Here is a 24,403-nt window from a genome sequence, read left to right as displayed (position 1 = left end):
CTGCCGCGAGAGGGGTCGCGTTGTCCGTCGTGAAGATCAATGTGCTGACGGTTCCCGCAGAGATGCGGGAGGAGCTGGAGCGCCGGTTCTCCAACCGGGCCGGGATGGTGGAGTCGTCCGACGGGTTCGAGTGGTTCGAGCTGCTGCGGCCGGTGGAGGGCACCGACCGCTACCTCGTCTACACGCGCTGGCGCAGCGAGGACGACTTCCAGAACTGGCAGAAGGGGATGGCCTTCCAGCGCGGCCACGCCCAGGCCGCCGCCGACGCCGGCCGCGCCGAGGGCCAGGGGCAGGGGCAGGGGCACGGCCATGGGCAGGGGCCGGCCGCCACGGGCTCGGAGGTGTGGTCCTTCGAGGTGGTGCAGAGCGCCGGCCCCAAGTCGTAGCCGGGGCCGGAGCCGTCAGGCGTCGAGGGGGTTGCGGGCGACGCGCTCGGCGATCCCCGACCGGACGAACCCGCCCGCCAGGCTGGACGGCTTGCGCTCGCCCTGCTCGGTGACGCAGGCGGCGAACTCCTTGGCGATGTCCAGGCGCGGGTGGCGGGCCAGGACCTCCTCCCGCAGGCCGGGCGGGATCTCCTCGGTGCGCCGGCCCGAGATGTCCATGCCCGTGGACAGCTCCAGCAGGTGTCCCTCGGGGTCGTCCTCCACGGGGACCTCGTCCCACATGTGCCGGACGATCACCTCCAGGGCGCGCTGCCTGCGCTCGGGGGACCAGCCGGCGCCGGCGCAGAACGCCCAGGCCACGTGCCCGCCCGCCTCCTCGAACGGCACGGTGTGGCTGTCGAACTCGGCGGTCAGCCCGAGGTCGTGGAGCATGGCCGACACGTAGAGCAGCTCCGCGTCGAAGGCGATGCCGTGCGTCCTGGCGTAGGCGGCGGCCCACAGGTAGGCCCGGACGGAGTGGTTCAGCAGCGAGGGCGTGTGGTATCTGGCCGCCACCTCCAGCGCGCCGCGGCAGGCGGCGGTGTCGGGGATCACCAGGTCGTTCAGCTTCATGGGGTCATCATGGCTCACCGGGTCCGGCCGGCGGGCTGGGCGGTGCCCTCGCGGGACGGCGCGGCGTCCGCCTCCTCCCCTCGTGGGGTACGGCGGGCGACCGCCAGGCCCGCCGCGAGGCAGGCGAGCGGCACGGCGGGCAGCACGTACCGGTGGTCGAAGGCGGCGATGAGCACCGGCAGCAGGAGCAGCGTCACCGAGGCCGCCCACGGCAGCAGCACGTCGCCGCCCAGCGAGCGCCACCTGACCACGACCCCGGCCAGGCCCACCAGCAGGAGCGCCCCGAGCAGCGGCCCCCGCAGGAAGCCCCAGCTCTGGTAGCCGCGGATCCAGCCCGCGTACGGCTCGACGACCGCGGTCTGGCCCGAGGCGCCCTGGTAGTCGGTGGTGATCTCGGCGGCGGTGCGGTCCTTGGAGGCGGGCACGTCCTTGAACGGCGGGATCCGCTCGGGGAAGGAGTATGCGCTCTGCGCTCCGTCCACCGGGTACACCCAGCGCTCCCAGGTGAAGATGTGGGCCGCGTCGGCGAGCCCGGCGGCGAGGAAGTCGAGCGGCTGGGCGAGGATCGCCTGCCGGGCGAAGCGCCCGGCGGCCTCGTCGCGCGCGGCGTTGCCGCCCTTGATCGTGGTGATCGGCGAGTCGGCGTCCCAGATGTACTCGGGTGGCTGCCGGCGCTGCCCGAGCGGCTCCTTCGGGCACAGCCGCGGCAGGTCCGGCTGGATGCGCGCGCAGTCGGCGAAGGTCAGCGTGCGCGCCCACAGGAACGTGTTGCCGCGGCTCAGCTGGTACGTGCCGTGGACGGAGGCGAACCACGAGGCGTAACCGGCGAGCGGGATCGCCGCGGCCACGGCGAGCGCGGCGACGGAGCGCCAGCCGGCGCGGCGCAGCAGCAGCGCGACCGCGACGACGGCGATCAGCGGGAGCCCGATCGTCCGGGTGACCGTGGCGGCGGCCAGCAGGACCCCGGCCGCGGCGGCGGCGCCCGCCGAGGGCCGGGGCCGCCGCAGGAGCAGCGTCACCGCGGCCATGACGAGGAACACGAACAGCAGATCAGCCATGATCATGTGTTCGAGCTGGATCTGGTAGGCGTCGACGAGGACCGGCACGGCGAACAGGGCCGCGGCCCAGCCGGGCAGGCGGCGCCGCAGCAGCGCGTACACCATGACGCCGATGCCGAGCCCGAGCAGGTGCTGGACGACCACGACCGCCTCGATGCTCGACAGCGGCCGCAGCGCCCACAGGAAGAACGAGTAGCCGGACGTGCGCGACTCCAGCGGGCGCGGGTCGAGCGCGGCGTTGAGGTAGGCGAAGGAGTCGGCCCAGAACCAGATGGCGGGCCGGTAGCCGAGGAGGGCAAGGCCGCGCAGCACGATTCCGGCGAGCAGGGCAAGGAGGATCGCCCCGTGCGCGCGTATCAACGACATCAGCGGCCTCCTCAGCCTCCAGGCGAGCAAACAGGATACAAAGGGCGAATACCTATCGGGCCGCTAACGATCTGACACCCGGCCAGTCGCCCGACTTGACCGGTTGATCGCAATTCGGACAGCATGTTCCGCCCCCACTTCACGGCCCGGAAGGAAACCGGCGTGCGCCGCCTCGCTCTCCCCCTCGCCTCCCTGCTTCTCCTGTGCGGGCTGGCGGGCTCAGCGCATGCCGACACCCCCACGGGGGCGGAGAAGGTCAAGCGCACCGCGCAGTGCCAGGGCGACTGGCTGCCCGCCACGCCGACGGCCGACGAGGTCATGCGCGGCGAGATCTCCCTGGTCGGCCTGCCGCCGTACAAGCTCGGCAGCAAGATCAACTGGGCCGCCAGCCCGTACAGGAACCGTTCGTGGGAGTTCGTCTTCCAGTCGCTGCGCTGGATGGGCACCCTCGTCGTGGCCTACGAGAACAGCGGCGAGCAGCGCTACCTCGACCGGGCCAAGGAGATCACCAAGGACTGGGTGGCGAGCAACCGGCGCGGCGCCCGCGGCACCCCGTCGTACGCCTGGAAGGACCACCCCGTCTCCCTGCGCTCGCAGGCGCTCGTCTGCCTGAGCATGCACGTCAAGGACGCCTGGCTGAAGGACAGCCTGGCCGACCACGCCCGGCTGCTGGCCGACCCGAGGCTCTACAAGAAGGGCCACAACCACGGGATGGACCAGGACATCGCGCTCATGGGGATCGGCTGCCGCTACGGCCGCTCCGACTGGGCGGGGCTGGCCTCCAAGCGCCTGACCGGCACCGTCAAGCTCGACGTGGACTCCCAGGGCGCGCTCATGGAGCAGGCCCCGCGCTACGCCGTCTACGTGTACGGCCGGCTCCAGGTGGCCATCGCCAACATGAAGGACTGCGGGCGCAAGGTGCCCGGCGAGATCTCCAGGCGGGCCGACGCCCTGAAGGACTTCATCGCCCACTCCACCATGCCCAACGGCTACATGGTGCCCCTCGGCGACGGCAGCGCCGAGACCGAACCGGAGGTGGACACCGGCACGCCCAAGCAGAAGGTCAAGGTCTACCGGGCCGGTTACGTCTACGGCCGGACCGCCTGGAACAAGCCGGAGTCCGCGTACTACTCGATCAGGTTCGGACCCGGCCTGAAGTTCCACGGCCACGAGGACCACCTGGGCGTGACGTACTACGCGCACGGCCGCGACATCCTCATGGACGCCGGCTTCCACTCCTACGAGAAGAGCGCCTACCGCTACTGGACGCTCTCCCCCGAGGCGCACAACGTCCCCACGGTCGTCGGGGCGCGGTTCCGGCCCCGCACGGCCAGCAAGCTGACCAAGTCGGTGATCGGCGACGACCGGCAGGCGTTCCGCCTGACCGACAAGGCGTACGGGACGGCCCGCACCCGGTCGGTGCTCGTCAACCACGGCGACGACCTGATGGCGGTGCTCGACACGGCGGCCGGCGGCAAGAAGGTGCGCAACCTGTGGCGGTTCGCCCCGTCGCTCAAGGTCGTCTCGAACGAGGGTGGCCGGGTCGTGCTCGGCGACGGCAAGTTCCGGGTCACGCTGCTCCAGTTCGGCTCCTCCTGCCGCCCGGTCGGCGGCCAGAAGGTGGAGCGCGGCGGGAAGCTCGGCTGGGTGTCGCCCACCTACCTGTCCAAGCAGCCGGCCGCCGTCGTCGTCTCCCCCGCCGCCGCGTCGCTGCTGACGGTGATCCTGCCGGGCACGGACAACCCGAAGGTGTCGTGCTCGGGCGGCAAGGTCAAGGTCGAGGGCACGTCCTTCTCCACGCGCCTGCTCTGAGCGGGTGTCCCTGATCGTGTCCGACGAACCGCCGGCCGGGCAGCGGCGATAGGGCGCCGCGAGCGCGATTGCGTGGCTTCGCCGACCGCCGAATCGAATGGCGCCGAGCAGGGCGATCCGGGACTCAGCCGATTACTCATGCCCAGGCGGCCGAGTCACCAAGTCACCGTGGACTTTCTCCCCAGCTCACTCCATGCTTCCGACCACCCCCGGACAGCTCGGCGCGATCGGGCCTACGACCGGGGGCCTGGGGGTCGGAAGACCCCCAGCTGGGGGTGTGGGGGCTTGCCCCCACAGAGCGCTGCCTGAAGCCCCATGGCGCGAAGCGCCCCCCTGCGGAGGACCATGCCCCTTGTCCCCCGAAGCCCCGAGGGCTCCTGCGGTTCTTCCCGTCTCAGCCGGTCTCGCGGCCCGCGCGGAGCAGGCCGTAGGTGACCGCCTGCTCCAGCGCCTGCCAGGAGGCGTCGATGATGTTCTCGGCGACGCCGACCGTGGCCCACTCGGCCTTGTCGTCGCTGGAGGTGATGAGCACGCGGATGACCGCGCCCGTGCCGTGCGCCCCCTCCAGGATGCGCACCTTGTAGTCGATGAGCTCCAGCTTGGCCAGCTCGGGGTAGAGCTTCTCCAGCCCGAGACGCACCGCCTTGTCGAGGGCGTTGACGGGGCCGTTGCCCTCGCCCGTGGCGACGATGCGCTCGCCCTTGGCGTGCAGCTTGACGGTGGCCTCGCTGACCAGCTCGCCGCCCTTGGTGCGCTCGACGATCACCCGCCACGACTCCACCTCGAAGTGGCGGCGCCGCTCGCCGTGGACGGTGTCGCGCAGCAGCAGCTCGAAGGAGGCGTCGGCCGCCTCGAACGTGAAGCCCTGGGACTCCAGGTCCTTGACCCGCTCGACCAGGGTCTTCGTGTGCTCGGGGGTCAGCTCGTAGCCCAGCTCGCGGCCCTTCAGCTCGACCGAGGCGCGGCCCGCCATGTCGGAGACCAGCATGCGCATGTCGTTGCCCACCTGGGCGGGGTCGATGTGCTGGTAGAGGTTGGGGTCGACCTTGATGGCGCTGGCGTGCAGGCCGGCCTTGTGGGCGAACGCGGACGCGCCGACGTACGGGGCGTGGGAGTTGGGCGTGACATTGGTGACCTCGGTGATCGCGTGGGCGATACGGGTCATGTCGGCCAGCGCCTGCGGCGGCACGAGGTCGAAGCCGCGCTTGAGCTGGAGGTTGGCGACCACGGTGAACAGGTTGGCGTTGCCGGAGCGCTCGCCGTAGCCGTTGGCGCAGCCCTGCACGTGGGTGGCGCCCGCCTTGACCGCGGCCAGGGTGTTGGCGACCGCGCAGCCGGTGTCGTCGTGGCAGTGGATGCCGACGCGGGCCCCGGTCTGGGCTGCCGCGTGAACCACGTCGGCCAGTTCGTCGGGGAGCATGCCGCCGTTCGTGTCGCACAGGGCGACGACGTCGGCGCCCGCCTCGGCGGCGGTCCTGAGGACCTCCAGCGCGTAGGCTGGGTTGGACTTGTAGCCGTCGAAGAAGTGTTCGGCGTCCAGGAAGACTCGCTGGCCCTCCGCGCGAAGGTGGGAGACCGTGTCGCGGATCATCGCGAGGTTCTCCTCGAGGGTCGTGCGGAGGGCCAGCTCCACGTGCCGGTCGTGGCTCTTGGCGACAAGAGTCACGACCGGCGCGCCGGATTCGCGCAGAGCGGCCACCAAGGGGTCGTCGGCTGCCTTCACACCGGCCCGGCGGGTCGCGCCGAACGCGGCGAGCCGCGCGTGCTTCAGGTCGAGCTCGGTCCGAGCCCGCCGGAAGAACTCTGTGTCCTTGGGGTTGGCGCCGGGCCAGCCCCCTTCGATGAAACCGACACCCAGCCCGTCCAGATGGCGCGCCACAGCGAGCTTGTCGGCGACGGTGAGGTTGAGCCCCTCCTGCTGTGCGCCGTCACGCAGCGTCGTGTCATAGACGTGGAACCGGTCGTCGGCCATGGTGTCCTCTCCCTGGAAAACAAAAAGACCCCTCACGGACGTGAGAGGTCTGCGCGCTGGCTATGTCCCTGTTTCAGCCAGCGCGCCTGCCGATAATGAGCAGACCGTAGAACATGGTGCTCAGCAGTCTGCCATACCGACTCACTATTCGGCACATCAGTCTCAGGTTCTGGACACCGGGTGTCACACCGTGACGCCGGAGCCCCCGGTGATGGCCGTTTCCAGGGCCTTCGGGTCGAACGCCTCGTCGCCGAGCAGCTGCCCGTCGAGCACGACCGTGGGGGTGCCTTCGAGGCGGATCCTGGCGCTCTGCTTCAGGTGGTCCTCGGCGTAGGTCTGGGAGGTGACGCACTGGTCGACCGACGCGCCCGCCTGGCGGGCCGCCCTGGCCAGCTCCTCCAGCGTGAAGCCGGAGGCCGTGCCGTGGGGGGCGGGCTGCATGCCGTACAGCTCGTCGCGGAAGGCCAGCCAGTTGTCCTCGGGGACGCAGCGGGCCGCGGCGGCGGCGCGGACGGAGTTGGAGCGCATCGGCTCGTCCTGGAAGATCGTGACCGGGTGGAAGACGACCTTGACCTTGCCCTCCGCGGCCAGGCGGCGGATCGTGGCGTCCACCCGCGTGTGCAGCTCCTTGCAGACCGGGCAGTCGAAGTCCTCGTACAGGTCCAGCACCGGCGCGCCGGCACCGGTGTCGGCGAGCACCATGCTGCCGTCGGGCTGCCGCAGCAGCCGCACGCCTCGCGACGGCCCGTCGCCGCCCACGGTCTGCAACACCACGAGCGCGGCCAGCACCGCCAAGGCGGCCAGCACGGCCGCCACCCTCTTCGTCATTCGCCCCGTCCCTCGATCCGGTCGCCGCGACCTTATCGGAACCACCTGAGAAAGCCCTGAATCGGGCACCACGGGGCACTCCATGGCGGTGCGGCCCCCCGGAGGGCGGGCCGCGTTCGCGCCGGCGCGGCTAGAGGACCTTGTGGATCCAGCCGCGCGGGTCGGGGCGGGAGCCGTACTGGATGCCGAGCAGTTCCTCGCGCACCCGCATGGTGACCGGGCCCGGCGTGCCGTCGGCGACCGTCCAGGACCGGTCGGCGCCCTTGACCGAGCCGACCGGGGTGACCACGGCGGCCGTGCCGCAGGCGAAGACCTCGGTGATCTCGCCCGACTCGCAGCCGTCCGCCCACTCCTCGACGCTCACCAGGCGCTCCTCGGTCTCCAGGCCGAGGTCTCCGGCCAGCGCGAGGATCGAGTCGCGGGTGATGCCCGGCAGAAGTGTGCCGGTCAGGGCGGGGGTGACGAGCTTGCCGCCGATGACGAAGAACAGGTTCATCCCGCCCATCTCCTCGACGTACGCGTGCTGGGCCGCGTCGAGCCACACCACCTGGTCGCAGCCGTTCTCGACGGCCTGGCGCTGGGCGACGAAGGCGGCGGCGTAGTTGCCGCCGCACTTGGCGAAGCCCGTGCCGCCGGGCGCGGCGCGGGTGTACTCGGTGGACAGCCACACCGAGACGGGCTTGACGCCACCGGTGAAGTACGAGGCCGCCGGCGAGGCGATCACCATGTACGTGTAGGTGCGCGACGGGTAGTTCACGCCCAGCCCCACCTGCGTGGCGATCATGAACGGCCGCAGGTAGAGGCTGTGCCCCTCGGTGGTGGGCACCCAGTCGCGGTCGGCCTGGACGAGGTGCTCCAGCGACTCGACGAACACCTCCTCGGGCAGCTCCGGCATCGCCATGCGCGCCGCCGACTGGTTGAAGCGGGCGGCGTTGGCGTACGGGCGGAACGTGACGACCGAGCCGTTGATCTGCCGGTACGCCTTCAGCCCCTCGAACAGCTCCTGCGCGTAGTGGAAGACCGCCGTGGCGGGGTCGAGGGTGAGCGGCTCGTACGGCTTGAGCCGCGCGTCGTGCCAGCCCTGACCCTCGGTGTAGTCGATGGAGACCAGGTGGTCGGTGAAGGTCTGGCCGAAGCCGGGATTCGCCAGTACCTGCTCGCGCTCCGCCGCGGTGCGCGCATGGTCGGACAGCTGCACGTCGAAGCTGAGCTTCGGAGCGATGGTCATGACGATGGTCCTTCTCTCTACGACTGGGCGATGCCGGCGGCACTGCGCGACGGCAGTCCGTACTTCCTATTGTCTCGCTATTTGGGATGGCAAGGGGGCAGCAGGGTGGTTATGCCGCTGAACATGCGAAAAGCGCCTGGCGGGTCCCGTTCGGACCGCCAGGCGCTGGTGGAGCTAGGGCGGCCCTAGCTCGATACTCGCGCGGTGATGTCGTCACCGATCTCGTGGGTCGTCCGGCTCGCCCAGCCGCTCAGGCGCTCGACGATGTCCTCGGCGACGGCCTGCTCGATCTTGGCGGCCTCGGCGTGCCGGCCGAGGTGGTCGAGGAGCATGGCGGTGGACAGGATCGTGGCGGTCGGGTCGGCCTTGCCCTGGCCCGCGATGTCGGGCGCGCTGCCGTGGACGGGCTCGAACATGCTGGGCGCGGTGCGGTCGGGGTTGATGTTGCCGCTCGCGGCCAGGCCGATGCCGCCCGCGATGGCCGCGCCGAGGTCGGTGATGATGTCACCGAAGAGGTTGTCGGTGACGATCACGTCGAAGCGCTCGGGCTGGCTGACGAAGTACATCGACGCCGCGTCGATGTGCGCGTAGTCGGTGGTGACCTCGGGGAACTCCTCGGCCACCCGGTTGACCGTGCGCTGCCAGAGGTCTCCGGCGTAGGTCAGCACGTTGGTCTTGTGGATGAGGGTGAGCTTCTTGCGCGGCCTTGACTGGGCCTTGGCGAAGGCGTAACGCACCACGCGCTCGACGCCGTGGGCGGTGTTGAGCGACTCCTGCGTGGCGATCTCGTGCGGGGTGCCGCCGCGCATGACGCCGCCTGTGCCCGCGTAGAGGCCCTCGGTGCCCTCGCGGATCACGATCATGTCGATGTCCTCGGGGCGGGTGTCGGCCAGCGGCGTCGCGACGCCCGGGTAGAGCTTGACCGGGCGCAGGTTGACGTAGTGGTCGAAGGTGAAGCGCAGGCGCAGCAGCAGGTCGCGCTCCAGGATGCCCGGCGGGACGCTGGGGTCGCCGACCGCGCCGAGCAGGATCGCGTCGTAGCCGCGCAGCTCCTCCAGGACGGAGTCGGGCAGGGTCTCGCCGGTGCGGTGGTAGCGGGCGGCGCCGAGATCGTAGTGGGTGGCCTCGATCTTCGTGCCGACGGCTTCGAGCACCTTGAGCGCCTCTGCCACGACCTCGGTGCCGATGCCGTCACCGGGGATCACTGCCAGGCGAATGTCGCGCGAATCCATGGCCGGTACCTTACCGGGTCGTCTCGGCTGACGAACACACCATCTCACCCAACGGACATCCGTTTTGAGGGGGATTGCGTCTTTTTGACCGTTTCGTTAGAGTCCTCGAGCCGAATCCGCGCAGCAGCTGCGTGGAGCCGGGGACCCATTCCCCTTTTGGGGCGAATCGGCATGTCACCTGCCGTAGGGCCACTTCCAGGCCCGAGCCCGTCAGCTAACCCGGTAGGCCGTATGGAAGGACCTTCGTGTCTCGCTTCGCCATGCTCGCCGCCGTCGCCACCGCCGGGATCGCCGTCGCCGCCCCGGCCGGAGTCTCCCTCGCCTCCTCCACGCGACACAGCGCCCCCCAGCCCCCCGTCACTGGAACGTTCCAGAACTCCTCCTCCTCGATTCCGGGAAGCTCGCAGGAGGAGACCGCCACCGCCCGCCTCACCTCGCCGATCGTCACACTGACCGGGGCGGACGTCGCAGCCGCCCGCGAGAAGAAGACCCCGCTCCCCGCCTGGAAAAAGGCACTCAGGTACGCCCTCGACAAGCGCGGCACCCCGTACGTCTGGGGCGGCGCCTCCCGCAAGGGCTACGACTGCTCCGGCCTGATGCTGCGCGCCTACCAGCACGCCGGCATCCAGCTCCCCCGCACCGCGGCGCAGCAGTACAACGCGTTCTCCCGGAAGATCTCCTGGAAGAACCTCAAGCCCGGTGACCTCGTCTTCTTCCACGGCCTCGGCCACGTCGGGATGATCTCCAAGCGTGGCTACATGGTCCACTCCCCGCGCACGGGTGACGTGGTCAAGGTGGAGAAGCTGTCGTCCTGGCGCCGTGCCTCCTTCGTCGGCGCCGTCCGCCCCGACCGGAAGGGCGTCAAGGCCTGGGCCGCCAGGAAGGCCGCGAGCCAGGCTCCCGCCCCGGCCATGCCCACGGCCACGATCCTCTGACCGCCGCTCCGGTGGGCCGGTCGCCTCTCGGACCCGCCCGGCCCACCGGCGCCCTCTCTCCCGGCGCCGTCTGACCCACCGGCCCTCTCTTCCGGCACCGCGTGATCCCACCGCGCTCTCTCACGGCGCCGCGTGAGCTCACCGGCCCGCGCTCACGGCGCCGCGGACGTAGCGTGATCCGTATGGCTGCCGAGAAGGTGCATCTGAGCGAGGAGAAGGCGACCCTCCTCGCCACCCTGTACGGCAGGGCGCTGGACGCCCGCTCGCCCCGGCCGATCCTCGGCGACACCATGGCCGCCGAGACCGTCTCCAGGATCGACCACGACTTCCGCCGGGTCGGCGTGGGCCCGCGCACGGCCGTGTCCATCGCCCTGCGGGCTCGCCTGATCGACGACTGGGCGCGCGAGTTCCTCGCCGCGACGCCCGAGGCCACCGTGCTGCACCTCGGGTGCGGCCTCGACACCCGCGTCCACCGGCTCGGGCCGCCCGCGGGCGTGCGGTGGTACGACGTCGACTATCCCGACGTCGTCGAGCTGCGCCGGCGGCTCTACCCCGAGCCGCCCGGCTGCACGACGATCGGCACGTCCGTGACCGACCTCGCCTGGCTGGAGCGGGTCCCGCGCGACCGTCCGGTGCTGGTCGTGGCCGAGGGGCTGGTCTACTACCTCGGCCGGGAGGAGGGCCGCGCGCTCGTGCGGGCCGTCGCCGAGGGCTTCCCCTCCGGCCAGCTGATCTTCGACGCCCTCAACCGTGGCGGTATCAGGCTCCAGGTGATCAACCGGCCGGTGCGGAAGGCCGGCGCGACGATGCACTGGGGCATCGAGGGGCCCGGGGACCTGCTGTCGATCAGTCCCCGGCTCCGATGCGTGACCGCGCTCAGCGCGTTCGACATGGAGGGCTTCGCCGAGCTGTCACTGTCGCACCGGCTGTCGGTGGCGCTGGCCAGGGTGTCGCGCACCCTGCGGACCATGGCCGTCTTCTACCGGCTGGCCTTCTGACGGGTCAGTTGAGGTCGGCGGCCTGCGGGGCGCCGCCGTTGTCGCGGCGGTCCAGCGCGGTCTGCAGGGCCTCGGTCGCCTCGTCGTCGCGCTCTTCGGCGCCGTTCCAGGCGTACATCTCATACATGTGGTTCATCTCATTTCGCGGGGCGTCGTACGGACGGAAGTCGGACCCCGGTCGCGAACCCGACCGGGCCTGTGGCGCGCGGTCCGGATCACGGACCGGGCGATGGGACTGACGGCCGACGCGACGCCACGCACCGCGGCGGGTCGCCGGCCTGCCCTAACAGGCCCCGCCGCGGCAGGTAATGAGTACGAGAACCTGGCGCATTGACAGCCAATGTACCTTCCAGTCACCGGGCTGTCTCCTTGGACGTCCTAATATCTCGCATCGTGAGACGAAAAACGGCCGCCGCTGGACACTTGAGGTCCGGCGGCGGCCGTCGGGATCGTGCGGGACGTCAGCCGTCGAGGTCGACCGAGCGGCCGCTGTCGGCGCCGATCTCGGCGATGATCTGCTCGACCACGTCGGCCGGGATGGCCGAGTCGACGGTCAGCGCGATGAGCGCCTTGCCGCCCTTGACGTCCCGGGCCACCTGCATCGAGGCGATGTTGATGCCGTGCTCGCCGAGGAGGCGGCCGACGACGCCGACGACGCCGGGCCGGTCGGTGTAGGTGAAGAACGACAGGTGCTCGGTCGGCTCGATCTCCATCTCGTAGCCGTTGACCTCGACGATCTTCGTGATCTGCCGCGGGCCGGACAGCGTGCCGGACACGGAGACCTGCCGGCCGTCGGCCAGCACGCCGCGCACGGTCACCACGTTGCGCCAGTCAGGGCTGTCGGCGCTGGTCACCAGCTCGACCGTGATGCCGCGGTCCTTGGCCAGCAGCGGCGCGTTGACGTACGTCACGGAGTCCTCGACCACGTCGGTGAAGACGCCCTTGAGCGCGGCCAGCTCCAGCACCCGCACGTCCTGGGCGGCGATCTCGCCGCGCACCTCGACGTCGAGCTTGGTGGCCACCTCGCCGGCCAGCGCGGTGAAGACCCGGCCGAGCTTCTCGGCGAGCGGCAGGCCCGGCTTGACCTCCTCGGCGACCGCGCCGCCCTGGACGTTGACCGCGTCGGGCACGAACTCGCCCGCCAGCGCCAGCTTCACGCTGCGCGCCACCTGGGTGCCCGCCTTCTCCTGGGCCTCGTGCGTGGAGGCGCCGAGGTGCGGCGTCACGACGACCTGGTCCAGCTCGAACAGGGGGCTGTCGGTGCACGGCTCCTTGGCGAAGACGTCGAGGCCGGCGCCCGCGACGCGCCCCTCCTTGATCGCGGAGTACAGCGCCGCCTCGTCGACGATGCCGCCGCGGGCCACGTTGACGATCCGCACCGACGGCTTGACCTCGTGCAGCTCCTTGTCGCCGATGAGGCCGAGGGTCTCCTTGGACTTGGGCAGGTGCACCGTGATGAAGTCGGCCTGCTTGATGACCTCGTCCAGGCTGACCAGCTTGACGCCCATCTGCGCGGCGCGGGCCGGCGGCAGGTACGGGTCGTAGGCGATCAGCTCGACGCCGAACGGCTGGAGCCGCTGCGCCACGAGCTGGCCGATCTTGCCGAGGCCGAGGATGCCGACGACCTTCTCGTCGAGCTCGACGCCGGTGTACTTGGACCGCTTCCACTCGCCGTTCTTCAGCGCGGCGTGGGCCTGGGCCGTGTTGCGGGCACTGGCCAGGATGAGGGCGACGGTCTGCTCGGCGGCGCTGGTGATGTTGGAGGTCGGCGCGTTGACGACCATCACGCCGGCCTTGGTGGCCGCCTCGACGTCGACGTTGTCGAGGCCCACTCCGGCGCGGGCCACCACGCGCAGCTTGGGCGCGGCGGCGATCGCCTCGGCGTCCACCTGCGTGGCGGAGCGGACGATCAGCGCGTCCACGTCCGCGAGCGCGGGCAGCAGCTGCGAGCGGTCGGCGCCGTCGGTGTGACGGACCTCGAAATCAGCGCCGAGCACGGCGAGGCCGGCCTCGGACAACTCCTCTGCGACCAGGACGACGGGCTTTGTCACGGGTGGATCCTTACGGCGAGCGGCGGGCTGGAGGGGCACGTCGGCGAGCCCCTCGGAGTCCCACAGAGTCTATCCGCGCTTGTGAACGCGTTCACGAGGGACCCGGAATATGAGACGGACGCCGCCCTACCCGCCCACCGCCAAGGTCATCCACCTCGCGTCCATCTTTGTCTTGCTCGGGGGATTTCTTCGCCATTAGCCTGATAAGCCGTGGCCCACTACCTATGGTTCGTCATATGAGCATCGGGAATCCTGCGCTTGCCGACGTGCTCGCCCAGCACGGTGCCCCGCACCGACTGCTCGCGTCCCTGGCCGACGGCGGAGTACTGGTGGCCGTGCGACCCGACCGGTCCGTCGTCCTGGGCACCACGCAGGCCGGCGACCGGGTCCTGCTCGGCTACACCGGGCCGGGCACCTACGCCAGGCACCGCGGCGCCCATTCCCTGTCGGCCTGTGACGCCGACACCATTCTCGACATCCAGCGCGTCACGGGCGTGCGTGAGATCGTCATCGACGCGGCCGGCCCCGCCGCGGCCGCCGTGCCGATCGACGACCTGCAACGGTTCCTGACCTCGACGCGCAGCGGGCCGACGCCCGTCCTGTCGGGCGCCGCCCCCGCCGCCTACGCGACCGGCGCCATGGCCACGGTGTCGCGCGGGGCTCCCGCGCTCGCCCAGGTGGCCCCGCCCACCCCGGAGTCGCCGCCGATGCCGTGGATCCCCGCGCCGCGCCCGCACCTGTCGGGCCCGATGCAGCAGGTCGATCCGGGCTACCGGCGCTGCGCGCACCCGATCCTGCCCGCGCTGCGACGGGCCATCGCGCACCTGCTGGCGGACTTCCCGCTGGTCCACCACGTCTGGATCTCCGAGGCCCGCACCGCCTCGGGCGTCCCCGGCATCATGCTGCACGTCAAGGTGCACATGTCGGCGGCCGAGGACGTGGTGCGCGACCTGCACCGCGGGGTGCGCGCGCGGCTGCCGCAGTTCGCGGCCAGCGGCGCGCCGATCCTCATGGCGCGGGTGGCCGACGCGCGCAGCGAGCGCCGCATGATCGAGATCGGCGCGCACGTGGTGTGCGCGAACGTCATCGACTAGACGTACGCGGGAGGCGGGCCCCGCCGAGGCGACGCGCGGGCCCGCCGACGCGCAGGCCCGCCGCACGGGTCCCGCCGGGGGAAGCGCGCGGGGCCGCCAGGGAAAGTGGGCCCTACCGAACAAGCCCTCGCTCGGGTTGGATGAGGGCATGATCGCAACGCCCCCTGGCCTCCCCACCGTGTCCAGGGGCGTGCGCCTCGGTTACGGCGTCGGGTCTTTCTGCACGGCCACGTTCAACGCCGTGCCCGGCCTGCTGCTGCTGTACTACATGACGAACTTCCTGGCCGTGCCCGCGTGGCTGGCCGGTGCCGTGGTCGCCGCCCCCAAGGTGTGGGACCTGGTGATCAACCCCCTCGTCGGCCGCTGGTCGGACCGCACCACCTCGCGGCTCGGCCCCCGGCGGCCCTGGCTGCTGGCCGGGGCCTGCACGTTGCCGGTCGCGTTCGTCCTGGTCTTCGCCGGGCCGCCGCTGACCGGCGTGCCGGCCGCGCTGTACGTCGGGGCCTGCTTCATGGCCGCCGCCACCGGGTACGCGCTGTTCGAGGTGCCGTACAAGGCGATGCCCGCCGAGATGACCGGCGACTACCACGAGCGGACCTCGCTGCTGCAGTGGCGGATGGTCTTCATCGGGGCGGCCACCGTGATCAGCGGCATCGTCGCGCCGGCGATCGTCAACAGCGAGGGCCACGCCGGCACCCTGGGCAGCTACCGGCTGATGGGGGTGACCGTCGCGGCGGTGCTGCTGGCCGCGATGCTCGGCTCGTTCTTCGGCACCGCCCGCGCCCCCATGACCGGCGCGCCGGACCCCGACTCGGGGAGCCTGCGCGAGCAGTTCGCCGCGGCCCGGGGCAACTCGGCGTTCGTCTGGCTGCTGGCGCTGAGCTGCCTGCAGATGATGGCGGTCAGCATGCTGCTGGCCGGGGCGCCGTACTTCGCCGCGTACATCCTGGACGACCCGAAGGCGACGAGCACGCTGTTCGCGGTGTTCGTGGGACCGATGTTGCTGGCCATGCCGGTCTGGGTGCGGCTGGCCAAGCGCTACGACAAGCGCGGGGCGATGATCCTGGCCGGGCTGCTGTTCGGCGGCGGCACGCTGGCGACCCTCGCCACGCCGCTGTTCGGCTCCTGGTACGCGCACACGACGCTGCTGGTCGTCGGCCTGGGCTACGCGGGCGTCCAGCTCCTGGAGTTCTCGATGCTGGCCGACGTGATCGCCGTGGACGCCGAGACGACGGGCAAGCGGCGGGCCGGGGTGTTCACGGGGCTGTGGACGGCGATCGAGAGCGGGGTCAGCTCGTTCGGGGCGCTGATCTTCGGTGCCGTGCTGACGCTGGGCGGTTTCGTGGAGTCGGACGCCAGCCGGCCGGTCGAGCAGCCGGACAGCGCCGTGACCGCGATCCTCGTCGGGGAGACCGCGGTCCCGGCGCTGGTGCTGTTCCTGGCGGTGCTGATGACGCTGAAGTACCGGCTCAGGCCAGGCGGCGTGCCGGCGCCCAGCGCGTCCGGGTGAACACGCCCGCCACCAGAGCCGCCAGCAGCGGCAGCCCGAGCACGATCGCGGCGACGGGGAGCCACGGGACGTCGAGGACGGCGGGCTCGACCGAGCTCGTGCCGCCGAAGCCGATCGTGCGGGCCATGGGGAAGGTCAGCGCGACGCCGGTGGTCAGCCCGCCGACCAGCCCCACGAGCGCGCCCGCGCCCGCGACGAACCCCGCCTGGGCCGCCACGACGAGCCGGCGGGTCCGCCGGGCGGCGCCGACGGCCGAGAGCGTGTCGAGGTCACGGCGCATGTCGGCGGCAGCGAGCCCGGTGGCGGCGAGGGTGCCGCCGAGGCCGAGGACGAGCGCCAGGCCGAAGGCCGCCAGGACCATCGCGTCGTCGCCGTCGCCGGGGCCGATCTCGGTCATGGTCGTCGTCCTGCTGTCGATCGCGTTGAGGTCGCGTTCGAACCGGTCCCGGTCGGCGGGGCGATAGGCAAGGTACAGCTCCTGCTCGGCCGCCTTGAAGCCCTCGCGGGTGAACACCGCGGGCGAGACGACCGCGCCGACCTGGTTGCGGTCGGCGCCCTGAGCCGCCACGGCGGGGACGCGGAACCGGCGACGGTCCTCTCCCTCGCTGGTCACGTCCACCACGAGCGTGTCCCCGCGCAGGAGGTCGCGGTCGAAGACGACGGCCTTGCCCTGCGCCAGAGCCGCCGCGGCGCCGTCGTCACGCCGGCCCTGCAGGAAGGCGAGCAGGCGAGCGTCACCGATCATGATCTGCCCGCTGCCGCACCCGTCGGGGCACTCATGCCGGAAGGTCACGAACGCCGGTGTGACGTCCTTACCCTTGGCGTCGCGAATCCGCTGGCCGGCGACCATGTCCACACCCGGGATGCGTTTGCGGACGGCGTCCCGGACCCTGGCCCAGGCCGCGTCGTCGATCGGGTCCATCGCCATCACCACGGTGGAGCCGACGGGCAGGTGCGGCCGGTAGCGCTCCACACGGGTCGCCTGCGAGCTGGCCGTGCCGACGCCCATCGCGACCGCCGCCATCGTGGCGGCCATGACCGCCGCCGCGGCCGAGGCCGTACGGACACGGTGCCGGACGGCGTCGCGCACGGACAGCCGGGCCGGCAGGGGCAGGCGGGGGGCGAGCCGCCCCAGGGTCCGGACCAGCAACGGCATCAGCGCCACCAGCCCGAGCACGACCAGGACCGAGGCCATCACGACGGGCAGCGTGTCGTTGCGGCCGAGGCGCACTGTCGCAGCCGTGGCCCCCAGGCCGAGCAGCACCAGGACGAGCCCGAGGACGGGCCGGCCACCGCGGGCGCGGATCTCCCCGACCTCGCCCTCCCGCCCCGCCAGCACCTGGGCGGGACTCTGCCGGGCGGCCTGCACCGCCGGCACCACGGCCGCCACGAGACCGCTGACCAGGCCGAGCGCGGCCACGCCGAGCACCTGTCCCCACGGCACGTCCAGCGGTCCGAGCGGCGCTCCCCACCGCGCGACGAAGGGGGCCGCCAGCCACGCGCCGCCGATGCCGAGGGGGACGCCGAGCAGGATGGCGGCGCCGCCGAGCACGAGGCCGTCGGCCAGCACGATCATCTTGAGCTGGGCGGCCGACGCGCCCTGGGCCGCGATCATCGCCAGTTCACGTCTGCGCCGCCGCAGGCCCACGGCGAAGGCCGGCCCGGCCAGCAGAACGGTCTCCATGACGACGAGGACCACGATGGTGGCGATCCAGAGCAGCGAGTCGCTCGCCAGCCGGTCGTGCCGGAGGATGGAGTCCCCGGGTGGTTCGGAGGCCTCGATGACGGCGCGGGACGACACCCGCAGGCCCACGTCGTTCAACCTGCGCACGTCGTCCCACTGGAGAGGCGCGGTCGTGTCGGCGAGCCAGGAGGGGTTGAGGGTCTCGTCCTTCAGGATCGAGCCGGGCATGGCGATCATCTCCATGTCGCCCGGCTCGTTCGGGTTCTCGGCGATGCCCACGACCTTCCGGGCGCGGTCCCACCGGGTGACCTTGAGGGTGTCCCCCATCCGCACGCCCGCGTCCGCGAGCGGCGGCGTGATGGCGATCTCGTCCTGCGTGGCGGCGAACCTGCCCTGCGTGAGCCGGCGGAGCCCGCGGGCGATCGGATCGCGCAGGTCGCCCTCCAGCAGGCGCACCCGCTCGTAGCCGCCGGCCAGGCGGGCCTCCACCTCGCTGCTCCGCAGGGAGATCAGCCGGCCGCCGCCGAGGAAGTCGCGGAGCGTCTCCGCCGTCCACCGGCGCGGCTCGCGGTCGTCCTCCCCCCGTCCGTCGACGACCGTCCAGGCGTCGCCCGCGACGTCCTGCTTGATGGGGTGGCCCGACGCCGTCACGGAAATCCGCGCGTCGGCCGCGCCGAGCCGGGTCGTCAGACCTTCGAGCGGGCTCACCTCCAGCGTGCGGTAGCCGGTGAACAGGGCGGTGAAGACGAGCACCGGTAAGCCGATCATCACCATGATCAGGGCGCTTCGCCCCTTGAAGCGTCGCGCGTCCCTGCGGGAGACGCGCAGCGCGGCGGTGAACGCGCTCATCGGGCCGACTCCAGGCGTACGGCGGCGGCGTCCGCGACCTCGCCGTCGCGCAGGTACACCACCCGGTCGGCCCAGGCCGCGTACCGGGGCTCGTGGGTGACGAGCAGCACCGCCGCGCCCGCGTCGCAGCGATCGCGCAGCAGCCGCATGATCTCGTCGCCGGTCGCCGTGTCGAGCGCGCCGGTCGGCTCGTCGGCCAGCAGCAGCCCGCGCTCCCCCGCGAGGGCCCGCGCGATGGCGACCCGCTGCCGCTGTCCCCCGGACAGCTCCTCGGGGAACCGGTCGGCGACCTCCCGCACCCCGACCTCGGTGAGGGCCTCCAGCGCCTCGGTCCGCGCCCGGCCCGCGCGCACCCCGTCGAGCTCCCGGGGCAGCATCACGTTCTCGGCCGCCGTGAGCGACGGGATGAGGTTGAGGTCCTGGAAGACGTAGCCGACCTCGCGGCGGCGCAGCGCGGCCAGGTCCTTGACGGCGGCCAGGTCCGTGTCGCCGATGGTCACGCTGCCGGAGGTGGGGCGGTCGAGCCCGCCCGCCACGTTGAGCAGCGTCGACTTGCCCGAGCCGGACGGTCCCATCACGGCGACCAGTTCGCCGCGTGAGATGTCGAGGCTCACCCCCTTCAGGGCGTGCACGTCGCGGTGGACGCGTGTCACGTCCCGCAGCTTCACCACAGTCATGAGTGCTTCTCCCTCAGAACGGCCTCGCAGTGGTCCAGCCAGCGCTGTTCCGCCTCGGCCTTGAAGATCAACGAATCGAGGACGAGCCGTTCGGCGAGCCCGCCCGAGGCGGCCCGCTTGGCCCGTGTGAGGTCCTGGAGCGTCCGCATGGCGGCCATGCGCTGGGCCAGGATGACGGCCTGGACGTCCACATCTCCCGTGGCGACGGCCATGGCCAGCTTGATGGCCAGCTCGTCCCGGGGCCGGCCGGCCTGGTCGACGGGGGTGCTGAACCATCGCCCCAGTTCCTCCCGGCCGGCCTCGGTGATCGTGTAGACGGCCCGGCCCTGGTCGTCGGTGCCGCCAGGGGCCACCAGGCCGTCGCGCTCCATCCGGGAGAGCGTCGTGTAGACCTGGCCGATGTTGAGCGGCCAGGTCGCCCCCGTCGACGCCTCGAATTCCACCCGGAGCTGATAGCCGTACCGCGGCCCCTTGCTCAGCAGTGCGAGGAGCCCGTGTCTGATCGACATGGATACTGAGTATGCATACCGAGTATGCCCGGCGCAAGCCGAACGTCCCGAACGGCCGGGGAATGCGGGGTTTCTGGACAGAGAACGCGCCCTGGGCCGATACTCGGGGCATGAGCTCGACGCATCCTCCGTTTCGCGCCTCCGACGGAGAACGTGATCGTGCGATCGGCGAGCTCCGCGACCGGGCCGTGGAGGGCCGCATCTCCCACGACACCTTCATCGGCCGGGTGGACCAGGCCCTGCGCGCCCGCAATCGCGACGAGCTCGACCGCCTGGTGGCCGACCTGCCGCGGCGCAGGACGTTCCGGCAGCGGGTGACCGACGTGGTGGCCTCGGCCTCCGACTTCACCACCGGCCTGCGCGCCGCCTGGCGCCGGCCGCGCCTGCCCCGGCTGGCCCTGCCCGACGACGACCGCGCCCGCTACGTGGTGGGCCGGGGCGCCGCGTGCGACCTCGTCCTGTCCGACCTCACCGTCTCGCGCGTCCACGCCGAGCTGCGGCGCGAGGAGGACGGCGGCTGGATGCTGGTCGACCTCGGCTCGCTCAACGGCACCCGGCTCAACGGCTGGCGGCTCGTCGGACCGGCCCGGGTCAAGTCCGGCGACGAGATCTCGTTCGGCGACTGCGGTTTCCTGGTGAGCCCCGGGCAACCCTCCACCTGAGCCGTCTCCCTCCGGCGTTCACCTCACTCGTGGGACGCCCCCTCCGGCGTTCACCTCACTCGGCGGCGCCATACAGACGGCGCTGTCGCGCTCGGACGCGTAGCGGGCGCGTCCATGTGGCCGGGCGGGCCGGTCTCGCCGGCGTCACAACGCGAAAGATACGGATATTTGCGGATTACACCGTGCGCGTGCTGCCCGATGATCCAGGGCGAGACCCCCAGCCCTTTGGAGACTCCATGCGGCGCACCTCAGCCTCCCTCGTCGCGGGCGCGCTCGTCGCGGCCGTCGCGTGGGCGTCCAGCCCCTCCCCGTCCGCGATCGCGCTCGAACCGTCGTCCGGCGTGGCCGACCTGGCCCAGGACATCAACAAGATCCTCTCCGACTCCCGGCTCACCATCGCCCGGGCCGGCGTGGTCGTCAAGAGCGCCGCCACCGGCGAGGAGCTCTACTCGACCGACGCCGGCAAGCAGATGATCCCGGCCTCCAACACCAAGCTCTTCACCTCGGCCGCCGCCGCCGAGACGCTCGGTCTCGACTACCGCTTCCCCACCACGGTGCTGTCCGCCGGCCGCAAGCTCGGCTCGGCGCTGACCGGCGACCTGGTGCTGCGCGGCACCGGTGACCCGACCATGCTGGCCGAGGACTACGACGCGCTGGCCGCCAAGGTCGCCGGGGCGGGCATCAAGCTCGTCACGGGCAGGCTGGTCGCCGACGACACCTGGTTCGACTCCACGCGGCTCGGCAGCGACTGGGCGTGGGACGACGAGACGGCCTACTACGCGGCGCCGATCTCGGCGCTGACCGCCGCGCCCGACCGCGACTACGACGCCGGATCGGTGATCGTCTCGGTGGCGGCCGACGGCGGCAAGGTCAAGGTCTCGACCACCCCCGAGACCGACTACCTGAAGATCGTCAACAAGGCGACGGCCGGCTCGTCCACCGACGTGCTCATCGAGCGCCAGCACAACAGCCGGACCGTCGTCATCACCGGCACCGTGGCCGACCCCTACCAGGAGTGGGTCGCCGTGGACGACGCGACCGCCTACGCCTCCTCGCTGTTCCGCAAGGCGCTGGACAAGCACGGCGTGCGCGTGCTCGGCCCGACCGTCACCGGCGCCACCCCGTCGGGCGCGGCCGAGCTGGCCAAGCACGAATCGATGCCGCTGAGCGAGCTGCTGGTGCCGTTCATGAAGCTGAGCAACAACATCCACGCCGAGATCCTCACCAAGGCGATGGGCCGCAAGGTCTCCGGCCAGGGCACCTGGGCGGCCGGCCTCAAGGTCGCCACGGACTTCGCCAAGGCGAACGGCGTCCAGGTGATCAACATGCGGGACGGCTCGGGCCTGTCGCGCCGCGACGGCTTCTCGCCGGGCTCGATCGCGCAGCTCCTGACCGCCGTGCGCGGCAAGCCGTGGTTCAAGACCTGGTACGAGGCCCTGCCCATCGCGGGCAACGCCGAGCGCTTCGTCGGTGGCACGCTGCGCAGCCGGATGCGCAACACCCCGGCCGCCGGCAACGTCCACGCCAAGACGGGTTCGCTGACCGGCGTGACCTCCCTGTCGGGATACGTCACCAGCGCCGAGGGCGAGCCGCTGATCTTCTCGATCATGCTGAACCAGTACCTGTCGGGCTCCCCGAAGGACATCGAGGACAAGATCGCCATCCGTCTCGCCCAGTTCTCCCGCACCGCCCCGGTGGACGCCACCGCGCAGCTCCGCCAGGCCGCGACGGACGCCCCGGACCTCGAGTGCTCCTGGCTCAAGCCCGCCGAGTGCTGACCCGGCCCGGTCCGTAGTCAACGCCCAGCCCGAGAGTCACCCGCTCAGCCCGAGCCCTCCCACGAGACGGGGGCTCGGGCTGAGGCGTTCACTGACGGTCACCACGATTGATCGTTACGAGGCGCCGTCAGTCGGCTTCCAGGACGAAGAACAGGAAGCCCAGGAACCTCGTGCCGGTGATCTCGCGGAACTCCTCGGGGAACAGTTCGCGGGCTTCCGGCACGAACGGCGGTTCGCTGATGACGCTGATGCGAAAGCCGGCCGTGGTGAAGGCTTCGGTCATCGCGTGCAGCGGCCGGTCCCAGAAGCTCATCTGGGCGGTCTGCCCACCCATGGTCCATTCTTCGATCCGGTTACGGATTCCGAAATAGCTGGGCTTCTCCCCCGCCATGTGACGCATGAGGGTGAGGACGAAAGGATGGTCGACCGAGACGAGGAGCCGGCCGCCGGGCCTCAGCACGCGTCGCAGCTCGGCCAGCGTCGGTCCCCAGTCTTTCAGGTAGTGCAGCACCAGGGACGCGGTGACGTCGTCGAACGCGTCGTCGGGAAAGGGCAGCGGGCCCGGCCGGTCACGTCCCCGGCGAGCTCCAGCATCGCGGGCCGCTCGTAGTACGCGTTCGGGAGGCTCGTCTCGTTCTCGGCCGCGTACCCCTCGGCGATCATGTCGTAGGCGTTGAGCGAGGAGGAGTGTGCGGTCCCAACGTGATCTTCGGGCATGGTAGGCATGCGGGCCATCTCGGCCCAGTAGTCCCGGCGACACAGGCCTACGGCTCGTTCGCCGTGATTGAGCGCTTCGATCGGCGGTCACGTGACCTTGGCGAGCTCGTAGGCCGAGATGGGCCGGAAAGTGGACAGCGGCGTGTCCGCCCAGATGAGGGCCGTGGGGATGCCCGTCACCAGCCCGATGAGGGCTGCACGCCCCAGAACAGCCTTGGTCGATAGATCCTTCATGTCCCTATCGTCGCGGCGGACCACGCCGGAGCGAGGTCAGAACAACTCAATCGGGCATTGAGTACGGCGGCCCGGAGCCCACCGGCTCAAGTGCTCGGTCACAATCTGTTGCGGAGGTTCACCGAGGTCGCACAGGTTTCGATCACGTTTGGGACACCTGGAGCTCCAGATATAGCCTCGCTTTTCCTGACATGCCCGATGCGCACCCACCAGAATGCGGGTTCGACGCAGTGTCTAACCCCCCATCGGAGGACATCGTGCGCAGACCACTCCAGGCGCTCGCCTGCCTCGGGAGTCTGGCGGCATTGAGCTTCCCCGTCCCCGCCATGGCCGACGCCGCCACCACCGCCACCACCGCCACCACCGCCGGCGCCACCGGCGCCTCCGCTGAGGCCGCCTGCCGCGTCGTCGCCGCCAAGCCGCTCGTCGACACCAGGGGCACGATCCGCGGCACGGCCACCCGGTCCGGCTGCGGCGACCGCGTCCGCCTCCGGGTACGGATCGCCAAGGTCACGCCCGGCCCCGACCGCGTCGTCAAGAGCGGCTCGCGCGTCCTCGCCAACGGCAGGATCGTGGCCGGCCTGCGCTGCGTCCGCACCCCCGCCCGCTACTACGTGCTCGCCATCGAGGCAGGCGGCCGGACCAGCCGCTCCGGTACGGTCACCCTGTCCTGCGCCCGCGTCACCCCGCCGCCCACCGGCGGCGGCGCCTCCACCGTCGAGCAGGAGGTGGTCGCGCTGACCAACAAGGCCAGGGCCGGGAACGGCTGCCGCCCCCTCACCCACGACCCCAAGCTTCACCTCGCCGCCGGGCGCCACTCGGCCGACATGGCCACCCGGGGGTTCTTCGACCACACCGCCCCGGACGGGAGCGACCCCGGCGACCGCATCCGGGCGGCCGGTTTCGCGCCGATCCGGACGTGGGGCGAGAACATCGCCATGGGACAGCGAACCGCCGCCCAGGTCGTTCAGGGCTGGCTCGACAGCCCCGGGCACCGGGCCAACATCATGAACTGCTCGTTCACCCACATCGGCGTCGGGCACGCCGCCAAGGGCCCGTACTGGACCCAGGACTTCGCCGCCCACTGACGCCCCTCCCCCGCTCCCGCCGAGCCAGGGAGCGCCTGGCCTCCACCGAGCGCGCCACCGCGCCGGTTCCCACCGCCCGCCACGGCGCTCCCCTCCTGGCGGGCCCGGCCGCGACTCCCCCCG

Annotated in this window: 21 protein-coding genes, 1 pseudogene and 1 riboswitch; of the genes and pseudogenes, 9 read left to right on the top strand and 13 right to left on the bottom strand. The window is 71.6% G+C overall.

The annotated features are described in order from the left end of the window. Nucleotides 1–20: 20 nt before the first annotated feature. A complete protein-coding gene (locus AB0H81_RS12410) occupies nt 21–386 on the top strand; it encodes an antibiotic biosynthesis monooxygenase (protein WP_358373018.1) in 366 nt (121 codons plus the stop codon). 15 nt (nt 387–401) lie between these two features. On the opposite strand, the gene AB0H81_RS12405 is transcribed toward AB0H81_RS12410, so the two are convergent. Continuing rightward, on the bottom strand, nt 402–998 hold the full coding sequence (locus tag AB0H81_RS12405) for an HD domain-containing protein (RefSeq protein ID WP_358373015.1): 597 nt from the start codon (nt 996–998) through the stop codon (nt 402–404). A gap of 14 nt (nt 999–1,012) precedes the next feature. Further along, entirely contained in the window at nt 1,013–2,422 is a 1,410-nt protein-coding gene (locus tag AB0H81_RS12400) for a hypothetical protein (protein WP_358373012.1), read from the bottom strand. Between the two features lie 162 nt (nt 2,423–2,584). Between AB0H81_RS12400 and AB0H81_RS12395 the strand changes: the two genes are divergently transcribed. Further along, complete coding sequence (locus AB0H81_RS12395; protein WP_358373010.1) at nt 2,585–4,234, top strand: heparinase II/III family protein; 1,650 nt, start codon at nt 2,585–2,587, stop codon at nt 4,232–4,234. Nucleotides 4,235–4,628: 394 nt separating this feature from the next. Here AB0H81_RS12395 and cimA read toward each other — a convergent pair whose 3' ends face one another. The 4 genes from cimA to AB0H81_RS12375 all read right to left on the bottom strand — a co-directional run bounded on the left by cimA (nt 4,629) and on the right by AB0H81_RS12375 (nt 9,494). Then, nucleotides 4,629–6,206: a citramalate synthase gene (gene cimA, locus AB0H81_RS12390; protein WP_358373008.1), complete on the bottom strand. Its 1,578-nt coding sequence runs from the start codon at nt 6,204–6,206 to the stop codon at nt 4,629–4,631. A gap of 183 nt (nt 6,207–6,389) precedes the next feature. After that, nucleotides 6,390–7,034, bottom strand: a complete 645-nt coding sequence (locus AB0H81_RS12385) for a thioredoxin domain-containing protein (RefSeq protein ID WP_358373006.1) — start codon at nt 7,032–7,034, stop codon at nt 6,390–6,392. A 130-nt stretch (nt 7,035–7,164) separates the two neighbouring features. After that, a complete protein-coding gene (locus tag AB0H81_RS12380; protein ID WP_358373004.1) occupies nt 7,165–8,262 on the bottom strand; it encodes a branched-chain amino acid aminotransferase in 1,098 nt (365 codons plus the stop codon). A 185-nt stretch (nt 8,263–8,447) separates the two neighbouring features. Next, nucleotides 8,448–9,494, bottom strand: coding sequence for a 3-isopropylmalate dehydrogenase (locus tag AB0H81_RS12375; protein WP_358373002.1), 1,047 nt, complete (start codon nt 9,492–9,494; stop codon nt 8,448–8,450). A gap of 98 nt (nt 9,495–9,592) precedes the next feature. Then, nucleotides 9,593–9,738, top strand: a riboswitch (cyclic di-AMP (ydaO/yuaA leader). Nucleotide 9,739: 1 nt separating this feature from the next. On the opposite strand from AB0H81_RS12375, the gene AB0H81_RS12370 reads away from it, so the two are divergent. Together AB0H81_RS12370 and AB0H81_RS12365 are read left to right on the top strand one after the other, a co-directional pair. Further along, nucleotides 9,740–10,429: a C40 family peptidase gene (locus tag AB0H81_RS12370; protein ID WP_358373001.1), complete on the top strand. Its 690-nt coding sequence runs from the start codon at nt 9,740–9,742 to the stop codon at nt 10,427–10,429. Between the two features lie 182 nt (nt 10,430–10,611). Beyond that, complete coding sequence (locus AB0H81_RS12365; RefSeq protein ID WP_358372998.1) at nt 10,612–11,427, top strand: class I SAM-dependent methyltransferase; 816 nt, start codon at nt 10,612–10,614, stop codon at nt 11,425–11,427. Between the two features lie 4 nt (nt 11,428–11,431). Here the strand turns inward: AB0H81_RS12365 and AB0H81_RS12360 are convergent, their stop codons facing one another. Both AB0H81_RS12360 and serA read right to left on the bottom strand, forming a co-directional pair. Further along, the gene (locus AB0H81_RS12360; RefSeq protein WP_358372995.1) at nt 11,432–11,563 is read right to left on the bottom strand and encodes a hypothetical protein; all 132 of its coding nucleotides are present in this window, start codon (nt 11,561–11,563) and stop codon (nt 11,432–11,434) included. 325 nt (nt 11,564–11,888) lie between these two features. Continuing rightward, nucleotides 11,889–13,478: a phosphoglycerate dehydrogenase gene (serA, locus tag AB0H81_RS12355; protein ID WP_358372993.1), complete on the bottom strand. Its 1,590-nt coding sequence runs from the start codon at nt 13,476–13,478 to the stop codon at nt 11,889–11,891. A 236-nt stretch (nt 13,479–13,714) separates the two neighbouring features. On the opposite strand from serA, the gene AB0H81_RS12350 reads away from it, so the two are divergent. Together AB0H81_RS12350 and AB0H81_RS12345 are read left to right on the top strand one after the other, a co-directional pair. Continuing rightward, a complete protein-coding gene (locus tag AB0H81_RS12350) occupies nt 13,715–14,572 on the top strand; it encodes a hypothetical protein (protein ID WP_358372991.1) in 858 nt (285 codons plus the stop codon). Between the two features lie 148 nt (nt 14,573–14,720). After that, on the top strand, nt 14,721–16,082 hold the full coding sequence (locus AB0H81_RS12345) for an MFS transporter (protein ID WP_358372988.1): 1,362 nt from the start codon (nt 14,721–14,723) through the stop codon (nt 16,080–16,082). On the opposite strand, the gene AB0H81_RS12340 is transcribed toward AB0H81_RS12345, so the two are convergent. From AB0H81_RS12340 to AB0H81_RS12330, 3 genes are read right to left on the bottom strand one after another with little or no spacing between them, the layout of a single operon-like run. After that, on the bottom strand, nt 16,042–18,615 hold the full coding sequence (locus AB0H81_RS12340) for an FtsX-like permease family protein (protein ID WP_358372985.1): 2,574 nt from the start codon (nt 18,613–18,615) through the stop codon (nt 16,042–16,044). The genes AB0H81_RS12345 and AB0H81_RS12340 overlap by 41 nt on opposite strands. Continuing rightward, complete coding sequence (locus AB0H81_RS12335) at nt 18,612–19,292, bottom strand: ABC transporter ATP-binding protein (RefSeq protein ID WP_358372982.1); 681 nt, start codon at nt 19,290–19,292, stop codon at nt 18,612–18,614. The genes AB0H81_RS12340 and AB0H81_RS12335 overlap by 4 nt, the downstream gene beginning before the upstream one ends. Then, entirely contained in the window at nt 19,289–19,801 is a 513-nt protein-coding gene (locus AB0H81_RS12330; protein WP_358372979.1) for a PadR family transcriptional regulator, read from the bottom strand. The genes AB0H81_RS12335 and AB0H81_RS12330 overlap by 4 nt, the downstream gene beginning before the upstream one ends. Nucleotides 19,802–19,911: 110 nt before the next feature. Between AB0H81_RS12330 and AB0H81_RS12325 the strand changes: the two genes are divergently transcribed. Further along, on the top strand, nt 19,912–20,463 hold the full coding sequence (locus tag AB0H81_RS12325; protein WP_358372976.1) for a DUF1707 and FHA domain-containing protein: 552 nt from the start codon (nt 19,912–19,914) through the stop codon (nt 20,461–20,463). Nucleotides 20,464–20,699: 236 nt separating this feature from the next. After that, nucleotides 20,700–22,241, top strand: coding sequence for a D-alanyl-D-alanine carboxypeptidase/D-alanyl-D-alanine-endopeptidase (dacB, locus tag AB0H81_RS12320; RefSeq protein ID WP_358372973.1), 1,542 nt, complete (start codon nt 20,700–20,702; stop codon nt 22,239–22,241). 127 nt (nt 22,242–22,368) lie between these two features. Here dacB and AB0H81_RS12315 read toward each other — a convergent pair. Both AB0H81_RS12315 and AB0H81_RS12310 read right to left on the bottom strand, forming a co-directional pair. Next, nucleotides 22,369–22,904: pseudogene (locus tag AB0H81_RS12315) on the bottom strand (class I SAM-dependent methyltransferase). A gap of 141 nt (nt 22,905–23,045) precedes the next feature. Continuing rightward, on the bottom strand, nt 23,046–23,192 hold the full coding sequence (locus tag AB0H81_RS12310; protein ID WP_358372970.1) for a hypothetical protein: 147 nt from the start codon (nt 23,190–23,192) through the stop codon (nt 23,046–23,048). Between the two features lie 257 nt (nt 23,193–23,449). On the opposite strand from AB0H81_RS12310, the gene AB0H81_RS12305 reads away from it, so the two are divergent. Beyond that, nucleotides 23,450–24,280, top strand: coding sequence for a CAP domain-containing protein (locus tag AB0H81_RS12305; protein WP_358372967.1), 831 nt, complete (start codon nt 23,450–23,452; stop codon nt 24,278–24,280). The last annotated feature ends 123 nt before the right edge of the window (nt 24,281–24,403 follow it).

The sequence above is a fragment of the Nonomuraea sp. NPDC050691 genome (assembly GCF_040654455.1).
Taxonomy (GTDB): Bacteria; Actinomycetota; Actinomycetes; order Streptosporangiales; family Streptosporangiaceae; genus Nonomuraea.
The sequence above is the reverse complement of the archived record's forward strand: the minus strand, read 5'-3'. Positions and strand labels throughout refer to the sequence as shown.